This window comes from Shewanella sp. Actino-trap-3 (genome assembly GCF_002836275.1).
GTDB lineage: Bacteria > Pseudomonadota > Gammaproteobacteria > Enterobacterales > Shewanellaceae > Shewanella > Shewanella psychromarinicola.
The window spans coordinates 4,128,806-4,142,863 of record NZ_PJCE01000001.1 but is presented as its reverse complement, the minus strand read 5'-3'; the positions used below and the strand labels follow the sequence as shown (position 1 = coordinate 4,142,863).

The 14,058-nt window shown below is 41.4% G+C and carries 23 protein-coding genes, 1 tRNA gene and 3 pseudogenes; 14 read left to right on the top strand and 13 right to left on the bottom strand.

Annotation, left to right across the window (positions count from 1 at the left end):
• Positions 1 to 66 precede the first annotated feature (66 nt).
• From CXF80_RS20565 to CXF80_RS18035, 8 genes and pseudogenes are all read right to left on the bottom strand, one after another.
• Positions 67 to 453: a hypothetical protein gene (locus CXF80_RS20565; protein ID WP_232772160.1), complete on the bottom strand. Its 387-nt coding sequence runs from the start codon at positions 451 to 453 to the stop codon at positions 67 to 69.
• Between the two features lie 4 nt (positions 454 to 457).
• Positions 458 to 646: a hypothetical protein gene (locus tag CXF80_RS18065; protein WP_232772158.1), complete on the bottom strand. Its 189-nt coding sequence runs from the start codon at positions 644 to 646 to the stop codon at positions 458 to 460.
• A 24-nt stretch (positions 647 to 670) separates the two neighbouring features.
• Positions 671 to 1,332, bottom strand: a pseudogene (locus CXF80_RS18060) (replication protein P).
• Between the two features lie 539 nt (positions 1,333 to 1,871).
• Positions 1,872 to 2,078, bottom strand: coding sequence for a helix-turn-helix domain-containing protein (locus CXF80_RS18055; RefSeq protein ID WP_101034289.1), 207 nt, complete (start codon positions 2,076 to 2,078; stop codon positions 1,872 to 1,874).
• A 388-nt stretch (positions 2,079 to 2,466) separates the two neighbouring features.
• Entirely contained in the window at positions 2,467 to 2,964 is a 498-nt protein-coding gene (locus CXF80_RS18050; protein ID WP_232772157.1) for a hypothetical protein, read from the bottom strand.
• A 208-nt stretch (positions 2,965 to 3,172) separates the two neighbouring features.
• Positions 3,173 to 3,475 (bottom strand): hypothetical protein, encoded by a 303-nt coding sequence (locus CXF80_RS18045; protein WP_157822262.1) that lies wholly within the window; start codon positions 3,473 to 3,475, stop codon positions 3,173 to 3,175.
• A gap of 349 nt (positions 3,476 to 3,824) precedes the next feature.
• Positions 3,825 to 4,416 (bottom strand): annotated as a pseudogene (locus tag CXF80_RS18040) (hypothetical protein).
• A 21-nt stretch (positions 4,417 to 4,437) separates the two neighbouring features.
• Positions 4,438 to 4,629 (bottom strand): Cro/CI family transcriptional regulator, encoded by a 192-nt coding sequence (locus CXF80_RS18035; protein ID WP_101034287.1) that lies wholly within the window; start codon positions 4,627 to 4,629, stop codon positions 4,438 to 4,440.
• A gap of 116 nt (positions 4,630 to 4,745) precedes the next feature.
• Between CXF80_RS18035 and CXF80_RS18030 the strand changes: the two are divergent.
• A pseudogene (locus CXF80_RS18030) lies at positions 4,746 to 5,434 on the top strand (XRE family transcriptional regulator).
• Between the two features lie 300 nt (positions 5,435 to 5,734).
• On the opposite strand, the gene CXF80_RS20830 reads toward CXF80_RS18030, so the two are convergent.
• The 3 genes from CXF80_RS20830 to CXF80_RS20820 form a co-directional block, all read right to left on the bottom strand.
• Positions 5,735 to 5,959 (bottom strand): hypothetical protein, encoded by a 225-nt coding sequence (locus tag CXF80_RS20830; protein WP_198554790.1) that lies wholly within the window; start codon positions 5,957 to 5,959, stop codon positions 5,735 to 5,737.
• Between the two features lie 415 nt (positions 5,960 to 6,374).
• The gene (locus CXF80_RS20825) at positions 6,375 to 6,512 is read right to left on the bottom strand and encodes a hypothetical protein (protein ID WP_443019094.1); all 138 of its coding nucleotides are present in this window, start codon (positions 6,510 to 6,512) and stop codon (positions 6,375 to 6,377) included.
• Between the two features lie 493 nt (positions 6,513 to 7,005).
• Positions 7,006 to 7,305: a sce7726 family protein gene (locus tag CXF80_RS20820; protein WP_101034286.1), complete on the bottom strand. Its 300-nt coding sequence runs from the start codon at positions 7,303 to 7,305 to the stop codon at positions 7,006 to 7,008.
• 326 nt (positions 7,306 to 7,631) lie between these two features.
• Here CXF80_RS20820 and CXF80_RS18015 point away from each other — a divergent pair, with 326 nt between their 5' ends.
• Genes CXF80_RS18015 through CXF80_RS17965 form a run of 13 tightly spaced genes read left to right on the top strand, consistent with a single transcriptional unit; the run spans position 7,632 to position 12,351 of the window.
• Positions 7,632 to 7,955 (top strand): hypothetical protein, encoded by a 324-nt coding sequence (locus CXF80_RS18015; protein WP_101034099.1) that lies wholly within the window; start codon positions 7,632 to 7,634, stop codon positions 7,953 to 7,955.
• Positions 7,952 to 8,101: a hypothetical protein gene (locus CXF80_RS20230; protein WP_157822261.1), complete on the top strand. Its 150-nt coding sequence runs from the start codon at positions 7,952 to 7,954 to the stop codon at positions 8,099 to 8,101. The genes CXF80_RS18015 and CXF80_RS20230 overlap by 4 nt, the downstream gene beginning before the upstream one ends.
• Positions 8,102 to 8,126: 25 nt before the next feature.
• Complete coding sequence (locus CXF80_RS18010) at positions 8,127 to 8,687, top strand: ead/Ea22-like family protein (RefSeq protein WP_101034285.1); 561 nt, start codon at positions 8,127 to 8,129, stop codon at positions 8,685 to 8,687.
• A complete protein-coding gene (locus CXF80_RS18005) occupies positions 8,684 to 9,052 on the top strand; it encodes a hypothetical protein (RefSeq protein ID WP_101034284.1) in 369 nt (122 codons plus the stop codon). Before CXF80_RS18010 ends, CXF80_RS18005 begins: the two co-directional genes overlap by 4 nt.
• Positions 9,049 to 9,585 (top strand): hypothetical protein, encoded by a 537-nt coding sequence (locus CXF80_RS18000; protein WP_198554788.1) that lies wholly within the window; start codon positions 9,049 to 9,051, stop codon positions 9,583 to 9,585. Before CXF80_RS18005 ends, CXF80_RS18000 begins: the two co-directional genes overlap by 4 nt.
• Positions 9,582 to 9,896, top strand: coding sequence for a hypothetical protein (locus CXF80_RS17995; RefSeq protein WP_101034283.1), 315 nt, complete (start codon positions 9,582 to 9,584; stop codon positions 9,894 to 9,896). The genes CXF80_RS18000 and CXF80_RS17995 overlap by 4 nt, the downstream gene beginning before the upstream one ends.
• The gene (locus CXF80_RS17990) at positions 9,893 to 10,168 is read left to right on the top strand and encodes a PapB/FocB family fimbrial expression transcriptional regulator (protein ID WP_101034282.1); all 276 of its coding nucleotides are present in this window, start codon (positions 9,893 to 9,895) and stop codon (positions 10,166 to 10,168) included. Before CXF80_RS17995 ends, CXF80_RS17990 begins: the two co-directional genes overlap by 4 nt.
• Positions 10,169 to 10,471: a hypothetical protein gene (locus CXF80_RS17985; protein WP_101034281.1), complete on the top strand. Its 303-nt coding sequence runs from the start codon at positions 10,169 to 10,171 to the stop codon at positions 10,469 to 10,471.
• Complete coding sequence (locus tag CXF80_RS17980; RefSeq protein ID WP_101034280.1) at positions 10,468 to 10,710, top strand: hypothetical protein; 243 nt, start codon at positions 10,468 to 10,470, stop codon at positions 10,708 to 10,710. Before CXF80_RS17985 ends, CXF80_RS17980 begins: the two co-directional genes overlap by 4 nt.
• The gene (locus CXF80_RS20650) at positions 10,707 to 10,832 is read left to right on the top strand and encodes a hypothetical protein (protein WP_269801266.1); all 126 of its coding nucleotides are present in this window, start codon (positions 10,707 to 10,709) and stop codon (positions 10,830 to 10,832) included. Before CXF80_RS17980 ends, CXF80_RS20650 begins: the two co-directional genes overlap by 4 nt.
• Positions 10,832 to 11,140 carry a hypothetical protein gene (locus CXF80_RS17975; protein WP_101034279.1) on the top strand — a complete coding sequence of 103 codons (309 nt, stop codon included), beginning with the start codon at positions 10,832 to 10,834 and terminating at the stop codon, positions 11,138 to 11,140. Before CXF80_RS20650 ends, CXF80_RS17975 begins: the two co-directional genes overlap by 1 nt.
• A complete protein-coding gene (locus tag CXF80_RS17970) occupies positions 11,124 to 11,342 on the top strand; it encodes a DUF4224 domain-containing protein (RefSeq protein WP_101034278.1) in 219 nt (72 codons plus the stop codon). Before CXF80_RS17975 ends, CXF80_RS17970 begins: the two co-directional genes overlap by 17 nt.
• Positions 11,335 to 12,351, top strand: coding sequence for a tyrosine-type recombinase/integrase (locus tag CXF80_RS17965; protein WP_101034277.1), 1,017 nt, complete (start codon positions 11,335 to 11,337; stop codon positions 12,349 to 12,351). Before CXF80_RS17970 ends, CXF80_RS17965 begins: the two co-directional genes overlap by 8 nt.
• Before the next feature lie 93 nt (positions 12,352 to 12,444).
• On the opposite strand, the gene CXF80_RS17960 is transcribed toward CXF80_RS17965, so the two are convergent.
• Together CXF80_RS17960 and dmeF are read right to left on the bottom strand one after the other, a co-directional pair.
• Positions 12,445 to 12,521: transfer RNA gene (locus CXF80_RS17960), tRNA-Trp, on the bottom strand.
• Between the two features lie 104 nt (positions 12,522 to 12,625).
• Positions 12,626 to 13,633: a CDF family Co(II)/Ni(II) efflux transporter DmeF gene (gene dmeF / locus CXF80_RS17955; protein WP_101034276.1), complete on the bottom strand. Its 1,008-nt coding sequence runs from the start codon at positions 13,631 to 13,633 to the stop codon at positions 12,626 to 12,628.
• Positions 13,634 to 14,058 lie beyond the last annotated feature (425 nt).

Genomic DNA, 14,058 nt, shown 5'->3' with positions numbered 1-14,058 from the left:
CAACCGCGATAAAACTCACATCATGCAAACGAACATCAGCCAACCTCGGCAACAGGTGACACTTGATCATCGACTTAATATTGCTGCGCCAACTCTTGCTATAGGTCGTGTTATTGGCAATATGTTCTGGTACCACTCAAGCAAACTACCGACTGAATCAAACTGGCCCGTCACCATGCCGCCCACATTGCGTTTAGCCAACATCACCGGTAAATCAGCGCACAAGGTCTTAATACACATGCTTGGCCAAGTGCCCACCTTTTGCCAAACTGTCTTACCGTTTTCATTCAACACCAAATGAACACTCGCCCGCGTTCGGCCAGCTGCAGCACGTAAACGAATTTCAGGAAACTGCGGATCACGATAATCACGACTCACCCCAGCATGTAACCAACGCCTTAACGCCGCATCGTTTAACTTGCTAACCTCAACACCAGATGCCGCCTTTACCATACTCTCAAGCCACCAACCTATATTCCCAAGCTGTGCACTTTTCACGACGGCGCTTTTGCTTAACTGACTCAGGCAATTCACGCCAACGGGCACTTAACGCAGTTTCGCTATCATGAACACCAAACTGGTCAAAACACTGTTGTTGGATTTCGTACAAGGTTAGAAAACGGCCACCGCTTAAAATCCGCAGCAAACGCTCTTTTGAGTCAAAGATTGATTACTCATCGTTAGCACTCCTTAAACCAAGTTGGCGCCTAAACTTTGCCACCAACGCTTTACCCTCAGCAGGTTCAATGCGGCGGGTAGCACAGTGGGTAACGCTTTAGGTAACTCAACATCAACCAACTCACCTTTGCCGTACTTGCGGCATAAAATTTGGTACTGACGAGTAAACATGGTTAATACATCTTTATCTAAGCCCGTCGCAAACAACCAAGAGCCGCATTCACGAACCGCCAAGCCAACCACATCGTGGCTCCACTTATGGCCAGCTAAATTATGATAATGACGTTTAGCCTCACGATAAGCCGAATCCAAATCAGGCAAACCATAATCATAAGCCGTTGGCTGACACCACAAAGCAAACTGGCGTGGTGTTGGCCAAAACTGGCGGTCACCCTGCTCACGCCTTGCCCTATTTAGGCCCATTTGTACTTGTTCTTTGCTTCTAACGTCCTGCATTGCCAACGTCTTAAGCCATTCGCTCTTGTGCACCACTTCGTCTTCAGACTTAGGCGCCCCAACAGGAAACAGCACCCGCAGCTTAGCAAACACACTGTCAACAATGGCCATATCCATAGCCGACGGCTGCTTGCTAACACGTTCGTTCGCAGGCAGGCCAACTTGAGTCGAATTAATCAATGTTTGAATAGACTTCATATCAACGGATCCTCTGGGTCAAAAACTGAGTTACCCCAATCGCCCTTAACCGCCTGCTTAGCAATCAAGCCGGCGTTGGTTAGCCACTCAAATTCAAAACCAATCCAACAGCGCGAAACACAAAGCGCAAACACGTCATCAACCGAACAACCTGCAGCAACCGCTTTCACCAAATGCGGTGCCGGGCGATTAACCGCTGTTTGGGTTAACTTGGCTTTTTCTGCTTACGAACGGCTAACCAATCTTGAAAAACTTGGTAGCTTGGCAAATCAGGCCATAGAGAAAATCTAAAACTGATTTTGATGATGTGGTGACTAAATCTTTTAAAGATTCATTGACTGGTTCTAAAGTGACTGGTTCTGGGTGCAGGAGATTCACTAGGGGTAGTGCAGGAGATTCACTAGGTAGTGCAGGAGATTCACTAGGGGTAGTGCAGCAGATTCACCACCTAGTGCAGAAGATTCACCACCTAAACCGCTTTTATCATCAAAATTCAGATGAAAACATTAGATGAATTACCCTTAACACCCTTGCGATATTCACGACGTAAAAACCCGACAATTCAAGTTTTTAACATGGTCCATAACGCTACGACGGCTCATTTCACACTGCTCAGCAATGTAATTATAACTAGGCCAACACTCACCTTGATCATTAGCGTTATCTGCCAATTTAAGTAAAACCAACTTGCGTAGTGGATTTCCCACTTTTGTTTTCATGGCCTTAACCATCAATTCCATACTCATGGGGCACTCCCACGCACTCAATCTAGCAATCGCTATATTGACGAAACACAAATGCTTGAGTAACATAATATTGCCTCTCTTTAGGTATTAACCCCGTTCGGTCGCCAAACTTAAGCGGGGTTTCTTATTAACTTTAAACAAGGATGTTTATAATGAATCTAAATACATACGGAACCGTAATTGGCATAAACCCAAAGACCAGTCTCATTGCCTAAGAATTGATTCCGGCGATATCAGCATTCTTGAAGTTGAAGACACATCAGAATTTGAGATAAACGACGTCCTTTACGGTGGCCTTGAAAAGAAGGCGATAACCTTATTTTCAACAAAACAGGCAAAAGGATCACGACGTCTACATTCAAGCCACTGGATGTAACTTTAGAACGGCTCATTCGTTTCTGTTTTCAACATAAATGCTGAGTGCCAAGTTAGTCCGTAACTGGCAATAAATATCTCGCCGATTGACGTGTTTGGCTTGATTAACCGGGTCTATTCTTGTTATCTCAATAGAACGCTCGGCACGCTTTTCTTGCATCAACAAATAACCCATAAACCAATCAACGCTGACTTGTGGTAACAACAACTTGCTGTCATCACCTAAAAGCACTTTACTCACAATCTTGGCCGCAATAGCCTCCAAGCGGTCTGCCTTAACCTTAAGCAATTCGGGTTCACGCTTTAACACATCAATAATTCTGCCAATCTGTGAACGGCTAAAATTATCTAAGGTACTAAACCCATAGAAAGTCGATCTATCACGTCTAAAATCAACTTCACACATAGGTGAAGCATTTTTACTCAAGGCTGCCGCCTTCATCATCAACGCGTCAGCCTGAGCAACCAACAATGCAACCTGTGGATCGGCCGCTTCATCCTGCTTCCTCAAAAATCTGCAAACTTTGGGGTAATCGGCTCATCACTACTTGTCACTTGGCTATGAACCGAACAAGCTTTAGCGCCCTCTAAACAACAAATTAAACATTCAGAATAAAACATGCTATTGCCTCTCTTTAAGTGTTAACCCCGTTCGGTCGCCAAACTTAAGCGGGTTTTCTTATATCTGAACGCTCAATAACTCAATTCGACAACCCGCATCAAACAAAACTCTGCAATACCGGTTGAACTCGTGGTGGGACATTTTCTAGCAATAGCCGCCATTGCATTGATTTGCTGTTCACTTCTAAACGCTCAAAACATTCACGTTCTTCTGGTGACTCGAGCACATCAAAAGTCCGATAAACTAATCCTTCAAGATGACCTGTGATGCCACATCTTGACCATTTAATCGGCTCACCTTCCTTGATATCACTCGAATAAATAAACTTATATGAATTAGCCGTAATATCTTTTATCCAAAATCTCACCAAATAGTGCTCTGCCATAAGCCTCTGCATCATGTGGAGCATCTAAAAATTCACATTCAAATCATTAATCAATGTACTGTTATCACTTAACTGAGTCATTACCTGCCCCTTTAAACATAAAGCAAAACCAGCAGTTAATATCACCGCAAATAACAACCAACCCAACACAAAAAGCCCATATCAACCCCGCTTACGCATTAATGTTCTGCGTTGGTCACGTTCATAATCATCACGACAATCAGCATCACAAAAGCGTTCTGTAGTCGCAGTGTCGCAATAAAACAACGCCCGGTTAACGGTGGCTGGCTTGGCTGCATTGGCTAATCCAAAGCTAAATGCAGATCAGCAATTTCATTTGCCTCATCAACGTTATCAGCCATAACTAACCTACCGACGTTAATTTTGATTCAGTCAAATACGGATAATGCTTCTCAAGAATATCCAAAGACATTGATGTCACTGCGCGAGATTCACGCAGTTCACGGTGAGCAGTTTCAACTTGATGACGACTTGGGTTAATGCCTAAATGAATAACCGCTACCTGAGCATCACAATTCTCTTTGGTTAACGTTGCCGCCATTTCATAGGCACTTAACGACATACCATCGCCAACATAATCAACCACAACAGTCACACCAACCATGCCGTAAACGTCGTTTAAATAACCAATGCGCAACTCAACAGGCATAGCGGCTAATAGTGCTTGCTCAACATGAAATAAACGCTCTGGTACTGCATGTTGCCCTTCGTACTGCCCAAGCCAACGGAATATCTTTTGCGCGTTCACTCTAGCGTCGTTAAAATGTCGTCAGAATACGTAAATGAGATCCCTCTTTAGCCAACACAGTGGCAAGCTTTAAATCATCAACAGCCTGAACAACTGCAGTGGCCATTGCTGAGCGGCTAACCTTGGGTAACTCAAGCCATGCGTTAATGGCTTTCATCAATAAATCTAAACGTGATTTCTGTTTCATGCTTTTGTCCCCTACTTACTATTAAACTGGATTCACTTGCTCGATTAGCGGTAGATCAACTTTTAACTCACCGAGTGTAAGAACTTGGATTTGATAAGCTCGAAGCGTGGGAACATCCTCACCCCACTTTGAAATTGCTGGTTGTGAAATATCAATTGCCTTGGCTAAACGGCCTTGACTTCCAAAGTAAGCAATAGCATCAGCTGTTCTCATAAAAACCTCATGAATGATTAACTCAAGTCATAATATAACCAAAGTTAATTAATTTCAACTAGAAATATTAACTTTGGTTAGTGGCAGCTTTATAACTTAGGTAATATAATTAACTCATGAAAACACTTGCCCAAAATCTTCAAGAAAAGCTAAAGGCTTCAGGATTAACCCAGAAGGAATTAGCCGAGCGCGCCAACATCTCACAGGTGATGGTGCATAAACTTATTTCTGGGAAAGCAAAAGAATCATCTAAGTTAGTTGCTATAGCAGGTGTATTAGGTTGCACTGCAGAAGAGTTAATGTATGGATTAGAAAAGCATGTTCCAACGAGCAACGCCGAATGGGCAGGCCCAATGGAAACATGGGACAGCAGCACACCTTTGAGTGATGATGAAGTAGAGATACCGTTTTATATGGAAGTAGAATTAGCAGCAGGACATGGCGTATCTGACATAAGGGAATATCGCGGCCCTAAACTTAGATTTGCTAAGTCAACATTGCGTAAATCAAGTGTTGACCCAACCAATGCCGCTTGCGTTCGGGTTAGTGGCAACAGCATGGAACCGGTATTACCCAATGGCTCAACTGTTGGCGTAGACATATCAAAACTGAAGTGACTGATGGTAAAATGTACGCTATTAATCACGACGGAATGTTACGCGTAAAACTTTATACAAATTACCGGTGGCGGTTTACGTCTTCGCAGCTATAACATCGACGAGTGGCCAGATGAACGCTACGAGGGTGATTACATAAAACAAATAAAAATTATTGGTAAAGTTTTTGGTATTCTGTATTAATTTAAATATCTTTTATTTACATCACTTGGTGTTAAATAAATTTTTATTGAGTAAACAGAAGTTAATTTTAATTCTTAACTCCTATTATAGTGATAGTGAATAAACGATAAAAACTTGCATAAATACAATCTGTAAATATCAATAAGACCAAAGTTATTATTGTGGATTAACTTATCCGCAGGGCGATAAAATTAGACTTTATGTTTTAAACATAAAGTCTAATTTTAACTTAAAACTCAATTTATTTACCGTATGAAAGAAACCACAGTCTCTATATGATGTTGAATTGAATGCTTTTAACAATTCTAGCCGGGATAGTGATCACTTGTATGAAGAGCTCTAAAGCAAGACAAACCTAAAGTTGATTCAAAATGAAGTGGATTAGTATCAACAAATGAAATTAATCCCCGCAGTGCATCACCAAACTTATCACCCGGTCTAGAGGCAGTAGAATCATCATAAGATTTGAAATGCCTTATGTATATTGAGTTAAATTCATCTGGATTAACATAGGATAAATGAATAGTCACAACATATGCAGGCCCACCAGATTCAGAAAATCATCACCGGTAATCGTATAGTCACCAAAACCTATAACATTATCATGTTCATGGAATGAGATATGTGTATCTGAAAAATATGAAAATCAGGGTAATCAGCATTTCTAGATCGTCGATTAAATCCGTCGTGAATAATCACAACATTTGAACAATCACTAAATACAGCAGACTGATAATTTTAGTAATAATCAATTCTGCATCATTCAATAACCCCATATGCTCGCGACTTATTCCTCTTCAATATAAACAGAGTAAGAATCACACTCATCAGCCATAAGTTCTTGTAAAACAATTGTTGATAAACCATTTGTTAAAATGCAAGGCAGGTAATCTAGATCTTCAGGTAATGATATAGCAGTTGGTTGAGGTGTATCCGTAAAATCACCTAAAGTAGGATTGATGATAACAATGGGGTAATGCCGGCGTCATTCAATGCTGTGACTGTTCGAATTAGTGCTGTATGGTCAGTTCTTACAGGCTCTATGATGGGGCGAACCAAATCATTTCGCAAGACTTCTGTCATTTCTCTTAAAGCAGCTAACTCAAATTGCTTCCCTCTTAAAATCGGATAGTACATGTGAACTCCCTTCACTAGTATTGTTAAACAAAGTAATCAATTTATCTTGTAATTTGATAGGTAACTTATAACTTACCCCTGCATTAGTAAAGGAGCGAGGGAAAGCTGTCAATACTTTTCGTTATTAGACCTCATCCTTTTCATTACTATGCGAAAATGCTCACGTAATTGACACGAATCAACTGTCTCCAGTAGTGAGCGGCATTCTGAATAAATTCTTATATTTCCTACATCAGGCACAAAACCAAAATCGAGTCCGTTAATGCCATGTACTCAACAGCTCTCATAGAATTCATGATTAAATCTACAGAAATTGGAACATGACTTAAATTGTTTGCTTCTCTAACTGTTGATAAATAACCACGCTTGCTAAGCTCAATAATTCCAACATCTTTAGGTATCATCTCATTCAATGTAGATAAGAACTTAGAATCAGAGACTACATATGTATTATCAAAATTTGTAAATAAGAATCTAACTGCGCATCCAACCTCGATAATGAGTCAAATTCAGTTTTAATCTCATAACATGTTGAGCTGCCATTAAAAATAACACAATCAGCGATGTTCCTTCCTACTCTAAATTCTGTAATCATTGCGGCTGTTCGCAGAGAATGCCTCCCTAACAATCTATTGTTTGCTATGGTGTTTTTGTAAAAATATTCATACCTATAGTGTTTATCTAAAGTGGCATATGTTTTCAAAACATCAACAATTGAAATTGTTGATGGCTCTACCATCAGATATTCATTAGCTATACGGTACAAAATGAAAATCTCCAGATGCTAAACGCACTAAGTGATTGCTACTAAACATTTTGATGCTTCTTGTATTTTCATTTTTACTCATAAACAGACAAAATTTGAACTAGAAATAATAAAAATTAATATTTAAAGCTTTTAACATTGAAAGCGATTGTAGTTTGCACTGTCACTTTTTACTAATAATTTATCTAATTTATCTAATTTATAATTTACCACCTACAAAAAATAATTAACCAAAGTTATTGACCAGTTAATTAACCTTGGTTATATTTGTGTCGTACCCAATAATCGAGGACGGCAAAATGATACTGACAAACACCCCTACAACAGACAAACAACGTGCTGAACATTTTCACTTAGTCAGTATCCGTTTTGCCTGTCTGCTAAGCACTGAACAAGACCCAATGGAAAACAAGCGAGTGCAAGAGCGTATCGCCAAGCTAGAACGCCACTTAAACCTAACCAACCCTAGTCAACTGTTCTCGTCACAGTTTGAAGGCAAAGCAGGTGAACTAGGTGACAACCTCGCCATGCGCTTTAACTACCAAACAAGCCGCCTGACTATCTGGCGCAACACTCCACTGCACCAATGCGGCAAAGTATTCCAACTAAGGGCGAATGTATGAGTGCCGCAACCGAATACTGCGACCGTGAAATAGCCAAGTGCAAAGACATGATCCGCGGTTGGCCAGAATCAGAATGGCGATTTAACCGATTAATCATCGGCTGGAAACGCATCAAACACCAGTTACAACAGCGTGAAAACGCATAACCAACAATCGAAGAGAGCAGCGATTATGAATAACGTACCCGCTTTTTTAACAGAAATGTCAAAGCAGATGCACGAGCAAGGCAATCGCATGACTGCCGATCCAATCTTTCAAGTGCGCTACAAGCATTATTTAGTTACTGCACCTGACTATAACGAGCATCACTGGGAAATTATAGAGCCTGATGATGGTGGGACTCTTTATCACTCCGAAGTTTGCGATAAGCAACGGTTAGCTGAATGGCTTGTTGATTATGAAAGTGATTGGTGTAGCAAGTGGTTCATGGAGCAGTGGGAAGATGAACAATGCGATAAATCAGACGGTGTTGTCTTTGCTTTTTGTGACTTGTTCGATGTTGAAAATGATTTTGATGAACTACCTGATTCATTGATGAAAATACATCTTCAAGAAACCGAAGAAGTCGTAAAAACTTGCTTAACCGAAGCTGATGCTAATTGGTTTATTCAACGTAAGCAGCACGACTATCCAAAGCTGTATACCTACGTTGAGTCAATGTGTTTCTGCCCTCAAATGATTGAGCTACGCGACTGGATCATGTCATTGACCAAAGCAGAGGTGGCAGCATGAGCCAACTCAGCCAAAAGCAAATTAAAGCCCGGGCTTACTATCAAGAAAACCGTCAACGCATCCTAGCCGATAAGCGCAATAAGCATGTGCCAAAGCGCAATAAACCTGCAGTGTTAAAGGTAACCAACTCAAAACCTTCAGCGCAACAGCCTTCGGTGACTAAAGCAGACATCGAGTGGGATGGCCAATTAAACAAGGGGAATGGTTTCAACGGTGTGATCAACGACGACAGCGAATACCGCGACCGTAAAGCAATCAACAAGGCCATTAGTGTGCAAGGCAAAAACAACGTAGCTGCACGCCGCCGTTCTGAAGATATCAATCTAGCCTTTGAGTTGGGTATTAGCGTAGAGGATTTTGTATGAGACAACGTATCGAATGCGGTCGCCGACCATGCAGATGGACTGGCACACTTTCTATCACAAAAAGACGTAATGATGGCGGAATGATGACAGCTATCTGCCCTAGGTGCGGTTGCGCCTCTTTTTACGACTTACCTGAGCCAATTATCACTGAGCGTGTTGAACACGTTAATGCCTTGATAAAAATCATAGCGTCACATGGTCGTAAATTCTTCGACCACAAAGGCGACTTAGCCACCATGGAGTTAGATCGACGCGGCAAAGTGTGGTTTGTAGACGAATATACCAAAGCGCGTATTTATACCCATTACTCGAGAAGATGGAGCGGCTTTAATCATGGCGGAACGTTAAGGGGTTTGGTTGAAGCTATGCGTGATTACATTACTAAAGGTGAGAAGTTACCAATAGGTTGGATAGCCCCTACTCGTTGTAATCCTGATAACGGTGATATTTGGGGCTATGGCAAAGAATCAGCTGCAGTTGTTCGTGAGGAAGCAGCCAAGTTGCCAATATTTGAACAAGGCGGTGAGATATGAGCCCATTTGAATACATAAATAATTACTACAACGTAAATGCTGAGTTTGGCAAAAAGGTAATTGTTGATGGTGAGCCAGGTGTTATTGCTAAAGATTGTGGTCACTACATTGGTGTTAACTTTGACAAAGATAAGCCTGGTTTAATTTCAAATTGCCATCCAACTTGGCGCGTTGAGTACGGCGCAGTAGGAAAAATAAGAAAGCCGACAGCATCACAGCGTAGATATCAGCGCTATTTAGAGGTTGGTGATTGCTTTGATAGCTTTAAACATTTCTTACACTGGGAATCATCACAAGGCGGTGCAGCATGAATTACCTAATCCAAGGCGGCGAACCTGCCGAACGCCTGCAGCTGCTATTGCAACTAACCCGCATTGATTCGGTAGAAGTAATTGAAGCATTGCGCAGTCACTACATTTACGGCCTAAGCAAAGGTAATGCCGCAGCCGTTAACTGTATCGAAAAATCAAACCTAACCAGAGCAATTCAGCGCATCAATGAAGTCGCTGAAGTGATTGAAAAAGTTAAGGCGCTAGATTGGAACAAGTTTGGTTATAAGTTTGAACCACGCGAGGTGGCATAAATGAAATCTAAAGCAGCGTTTAATCATCTTCTCGGACACTATCGCGCCCAAAAAATTGGATTGCCATTGAAGATACAAAGCGGTGACAGCATCAAAGTAGCCATGTCACTTGGTGCGCTTGATTGCCTTTACTGGCAAGCGCTTGGAAATGGGTTAACTAACCTAGCTAAAGGGATTGGCAGAACGATTATTCATTCTTACAAATACCACCAAATTCGATTACCTAGTCACCCGAAGGCTGGCTACAACATTAACGGTTACCCAAATATGGATATTGAAATGTTAATGGGCGGTGCAGCATGAATAAAGTAACTAAAACGTTCGGCACCAAACAAGGTGTCGTCACGTTATCAGAGCCGTTCTTCACGCTTATACATGACCAGCAGCAAGTTGAAGCAACCTATAAGCCAAACAACTATAGCGGCTGGGGCATGTGTAAAACCTACAACGCCATTGAAGTTACCGAGTTCACCCAAGCCGATGCCGAGCTATTTGCCAGCACAGCGGATTCAAAACTACGCATACAGGGGCAAGCAGCATGAAACAGTCAGAAACAATCAAACAAGCGCTAAGCCAGTGGTATAGCCTTCCACGCGATCAGGTCGGTTCATGCCAACAGTTCATGAAAACGCTAGCAGAAAAACTAGCTAAGGAAGGTAAATAATGAATACGGCTATCGAACATAAAGCTGACTCAATAGAACATTGTTATCTACAACAGCATATGAGCGGCGATCAGGTTGCCGCCTACCTTGGCCTAAGCCAGTACCAGGTAAAAAAATATTTGCGTGATAACGGCATAGCCAGAAGCAGAAAAGAGTCAACATCGAAAGCCGCACATACATTAAGACAAAAAGCGGCTAACAGTGCACTGAGCGCATACGACATGCAAGAGTTACGTGAATGCAGGGCCTCATCACTCGCTCTATCATTAATTCATCAACGGGGTACAGCCAATGGCATTACTAACTAAAGAAGACCTTGAACAACTTAGTGGGTTCACTCAGCCGTCTGCCCAAATTAGATGGTTAAAAAGGCAAGGTATTGGCTACTTTGTGCGTAACGATGGTTACCCGTCAGTAACGTGGGAATTTGTTAATCACCCTCATGGAAAATCATTGAACATGCAGCCAAAAGCAGCACAACCAAACTTTGGAGCTATACCTCATGCGTAAACGCAAGCCAGAAGATGCATGGATGCCGCCTTCTGTTTATCTTCATAAACGTGCCGGTGTGCCTGTTAGTTACATCATTAAACGTCGTAACTCAACTAAGGTGCTGTGTAAAATCACGGCAACCAAAGCCGACGTATGGGAAGCCTTTGAACGTGAAGTTGCTGAAACAGGTTTGGAATACACGGTAAGTCGATTGGTGATCGACTACCTTGGAAGCCAAAACTTTATCGACCTGGCGCCACGCACGCAACGGGACCGAACGCGTGAACTTGAACTATTTAGTAAAGTGTTTGGCGAAATGAAGCCTGAACAAGTCGAACCGTTTCACGTTCGCCAATACATCGACTTGCGTGGAAAAACCAGTAAGACGCAAGCTAACCACGAATTAGCCGCTGCCAGCGTGATGTTTGCTTGGGGATATGAGCGCGGACGGTGCAACAATAATCCAGCTAAAGGGGTTAAAAAGTTTAAGCTTAAAGCCCGTGACCGCTATATCACCGACATTGAATACAATGCCCTATTGGCATGCGCAGAAACACGGCTAGGGATAGCCTGCGAGATAAGCTACCTATGTGCAGCAAGACAAGGTGATGTGGTCCAGCTTACTTGGGCGCAAATTACCGATGATGGTATTTACATTCAGCAAGGCAAAACAGGCAAGAAACAAATTAAAGCATGGTCGCAAAGACTGCATGAAGTGATCAACCAAGCAAAAACATTGCGCAAAGGCGTGGCAAGTATTTACGTGATCAATAAAAATAAAGGCGGAAAACTCACACAAGAAGGGTTACGCAGCGCATGGAAACGAGCAATGTTAAAACTGGAACAGGAATACCCGCACATTGAGCGCACGTTTACGTTCCATGATATTAAAGCTAAGGGGATATCAGATTACGAAGGGACACTGTCGGAAAAACAGCAATACTCAGGACATAAAACGTTAGCACAAGTAAACACTTACGACAGAAAAGTAAGCGTGGTACCGACAATTGGCAGTAAAGCGAAGTGAATAAAAATGCAGGTTTGAATGTTTCTTTTTCTACGTTTTATTCTACAGAATCGAAAACGGCTCGCATATTTCTATGCAAGCCGTTGTTTTATTTGGCAGGGGTGGCAAGACTCGAACTCGCAACCATCGGTTTTGGAGACCGCTGTTCTACCAATTGGAACTACACCCCTGTTGACGAGGGCATTATGCTAAAACCCCCTCCAAAGGTAAAGTACTTTTTTAAATAAACCGTTCAATTGCAGTTTTTTCAGGCAAGTTAGCCATTCTAACTGGTTTATGAGTCGATGATGCTGTTACATGTTGGTTCTGGACATTGGTTAATCTCAACGGTGACATGGCTAAGTTGAGAAAACTTACGCTCAAGTTGTTGCTTTATTTGCGCAGCATTGATGTCATTGTGAACCAGAATCGAAACAATGGCAGCATAATGCTCAGCACTGACCTTCCAGATATGAAGGTCGGTAACAATAACACCATCATGTTCAAGAAATTGCTTAATTTGCGATTTCTGATGTAATGATATTGAACCATCAAGCAAGATTGGACTAGTTTGTTTCATTAATCCCCATGCCCAACGAGTAATAATCACCGCACCGACAATCCCCATTACAGGATCTAAGAAAGTGAGTCCCATATACTTACCAAAGACTAAAGCCACTATAGCTAATACTGACGTTAAAGCATCTGCAAGAACATGGAAATATGCAGCTCTTAAATTATGGTCATGATGAGGTTTCGGCTGACTTTTATGTTCATGTTCATGTTCATGTTCAGCGTGATGATGATCATGTTCAGCGTGATGATGATCATGATCATGGGTATGATGATCTTTCAATAAAAATACACTGACAATATTGACTGTAAGACCAATAAAGGCAACAAAGATAGCTTGGTTAAAATAGATTTGTTCTGGATTAATTATTCTAACTAAAGACTCAATCAACATTATCAACGCAACCATACCTAAAGCAATTGCACTGGTAAAACCACCTAATACACTCACCTTCCCAGTACCAAAAGCAAATTTCGGATTATCAGCATTTTTACGGGAGTATCGATACGCGAATAAGGTGATCATGAACGCTGCGGCATGTGTTCCCATATGCCAACCATCGGCCAATAGTGCCATAGATCCATAAATTGAGCCGGCAATAATCTCGGCTAACATAGTAATGATCGTTAATATAAGAACATAAAGAGTATTTCGCTCACCATCAGAGTTATTATGACTAAATTGATGATGATGTTGCCATTGCTTTATAGGATGAGATTGAGGAGTCATATCAGCATTTATGAAGGAGAAATTAAGACTCCATTATTTATGTATTTACTATTAATTATCAAGCCCAAACCATTGAAAGTGATACACCCGTAGCATAAATAACAATAGTAATCGTTATTGTTACTTATAACTCTCCTTTAACTAAACAGATAAACAATAAAAGCGTCTTCATCTAGTATTTTGTACTTTAATAGGCGTAAAAAAGTGACCAAATGGCTCTGTCGAGGAACTGTCTCTAGCAGGACGCTGTCCGGGTCATCTAAATCTGTATACAAACAGGAGTTACGTCTTTACGCTGCTATTTCGGTTGCTGTTGGAGTCATATAATTGTTATAACTATGACCTCGTTTTATATTGTAGTGCTTCTGTATATCATTCAGCACATCATGCTTCGTTTCATCAAAACTATTTTAGCCATACATAAC

Coding starts and splice junctions, on each gene's coding strand:
- CXF80_RS20565 (WP_232772160.1), bottom strand. CDS start 453: ATGGTAAAGGCGGCATCTGGTGTTGAGGTTAGCAAGTTAAACGATGCG.
- CXF80_RS18055 (WP_101034289.1), bottom strand. CDS start 2,078: ATGAGTATGGAATTGATGGTTAAGGCCATGAAAACAAAAGTGGGAAAT.
- CXF80_RS18045 (WP_157822262.1), bottom strand. CDS start 3,475: ATGATGCAGAGGCTTATGGCAGAGCACTATTTGGTGAGATTTTGGATA.
- CXF80_RS18035 (WP_101034287.1), bottom strand. CDS start 4,629: ATGAGAACAGCTGATGCTATTGCTTACTTTGGAAGTCAAGGCCGTTTA.
- CXF80_RS20825 (WP_443019094.1), bottom strand. CDS start 6,512: ATGACAGAAGTCTTGCGAAATGATTTGGTTCGCCCCATCATAGAGCCT.
- CXF80_RS20820 (WP_101034286.1), bottom strand. CDS start 7,305: ATGGTAGAGCCATCAACAATTTCAATTGTTGATGTTTTGAAAACATAT.
- CXF80_RS18015 (WP_101034099.1), top strand. CDS start 7,632: ATGATACTGACAAACACCCCTACAACAGACAAACAACGTGCTGAACAT.
- CXF80_RS20230 (WP_157822261.1), top strand. CDS start 7,952: ATGAGTGCCGCAACCGAATACTGCGACCGTGAAATAGCCAAGTGCAAA.
- CXF80_RS18010 (WP_101034285.1), top strand. CDS start 8,127: ATGAATAACGTACCCGCTTTTTTAACAGAAATGTCAAAGCAGATGCAC.
- CXF80_RS18005 (WP_101034284.1), top strand. CDS start 8,684: ATGAGCCAACTCAGCCAAAAGCAAATTAAAGCCCGGGCTTACTATCAA.
- CXF80_RS18000 (WP_198554788.1), top strand. CDS start 9,049: ATGAGACAACGTATCGAATGCGGTCGCCGACCATGCAGATGGACTGGC.
- CXF80_RS17995 (WP_101034283.1), top strand. CDS start 9,582: ATGAGCCCATTTGAATACATAAATAATTACTACAACGTAAATGCTGAG.
- CXF80_RS17990 (WP_101034282.1), top strand. CDS start 9,893: ATGAATTACCTAATCCAAGGCGGCGAACCTGCCGAACGCCTGCAGCTG.
- CXF80_RS17985 (WP_101034281.1), top strand. CDS start 10,169: ATGAAATCTAAAGCAGCGTTTAATCATCTTCTCGGACACTATCGCGCC.
- CXF80_RS17980 (WP_101034280.1), top strand. CDS start 10,468: ATGAATAAAGTAACTAAAACGTTCGGCACCAAACAAGGTGTCGTCACG.
- CXF80_RS20650 (WP_269801266.1), top strand. CDS start 10,707: ATGAAACAGTCAGAAACAATCAAACAAGCGCTAAGCCAGTGGTATAGC.
- CXF80_RS17975 (WP_101034279.1), top strand. CDS start 10,832: ATGAATACGGCTATCGAACATAAAGCTGACTCAATAGAACATTGTTAT.
- CXF80_RS17970 (WP_101034278.1), top strand. CDS start 11,124: ATGGCATTACTAACTAAAGAAGACCTTGAACAACTTAGTGGGTTCACT.
- CXF80_RS17965 (WP_101034277.1), top strand. CDS start 11,335: ATGCGTAAACGCAAGCCAGAAGATGCATGGATGCCGCCTTCTGTTTAT.
- dmeF (WP_101034276.1), bottom strand. CDS start 13,633: ATGACTCCTCAATCTCATCCTATAAAGCAATGGCAACATCATCATCAA.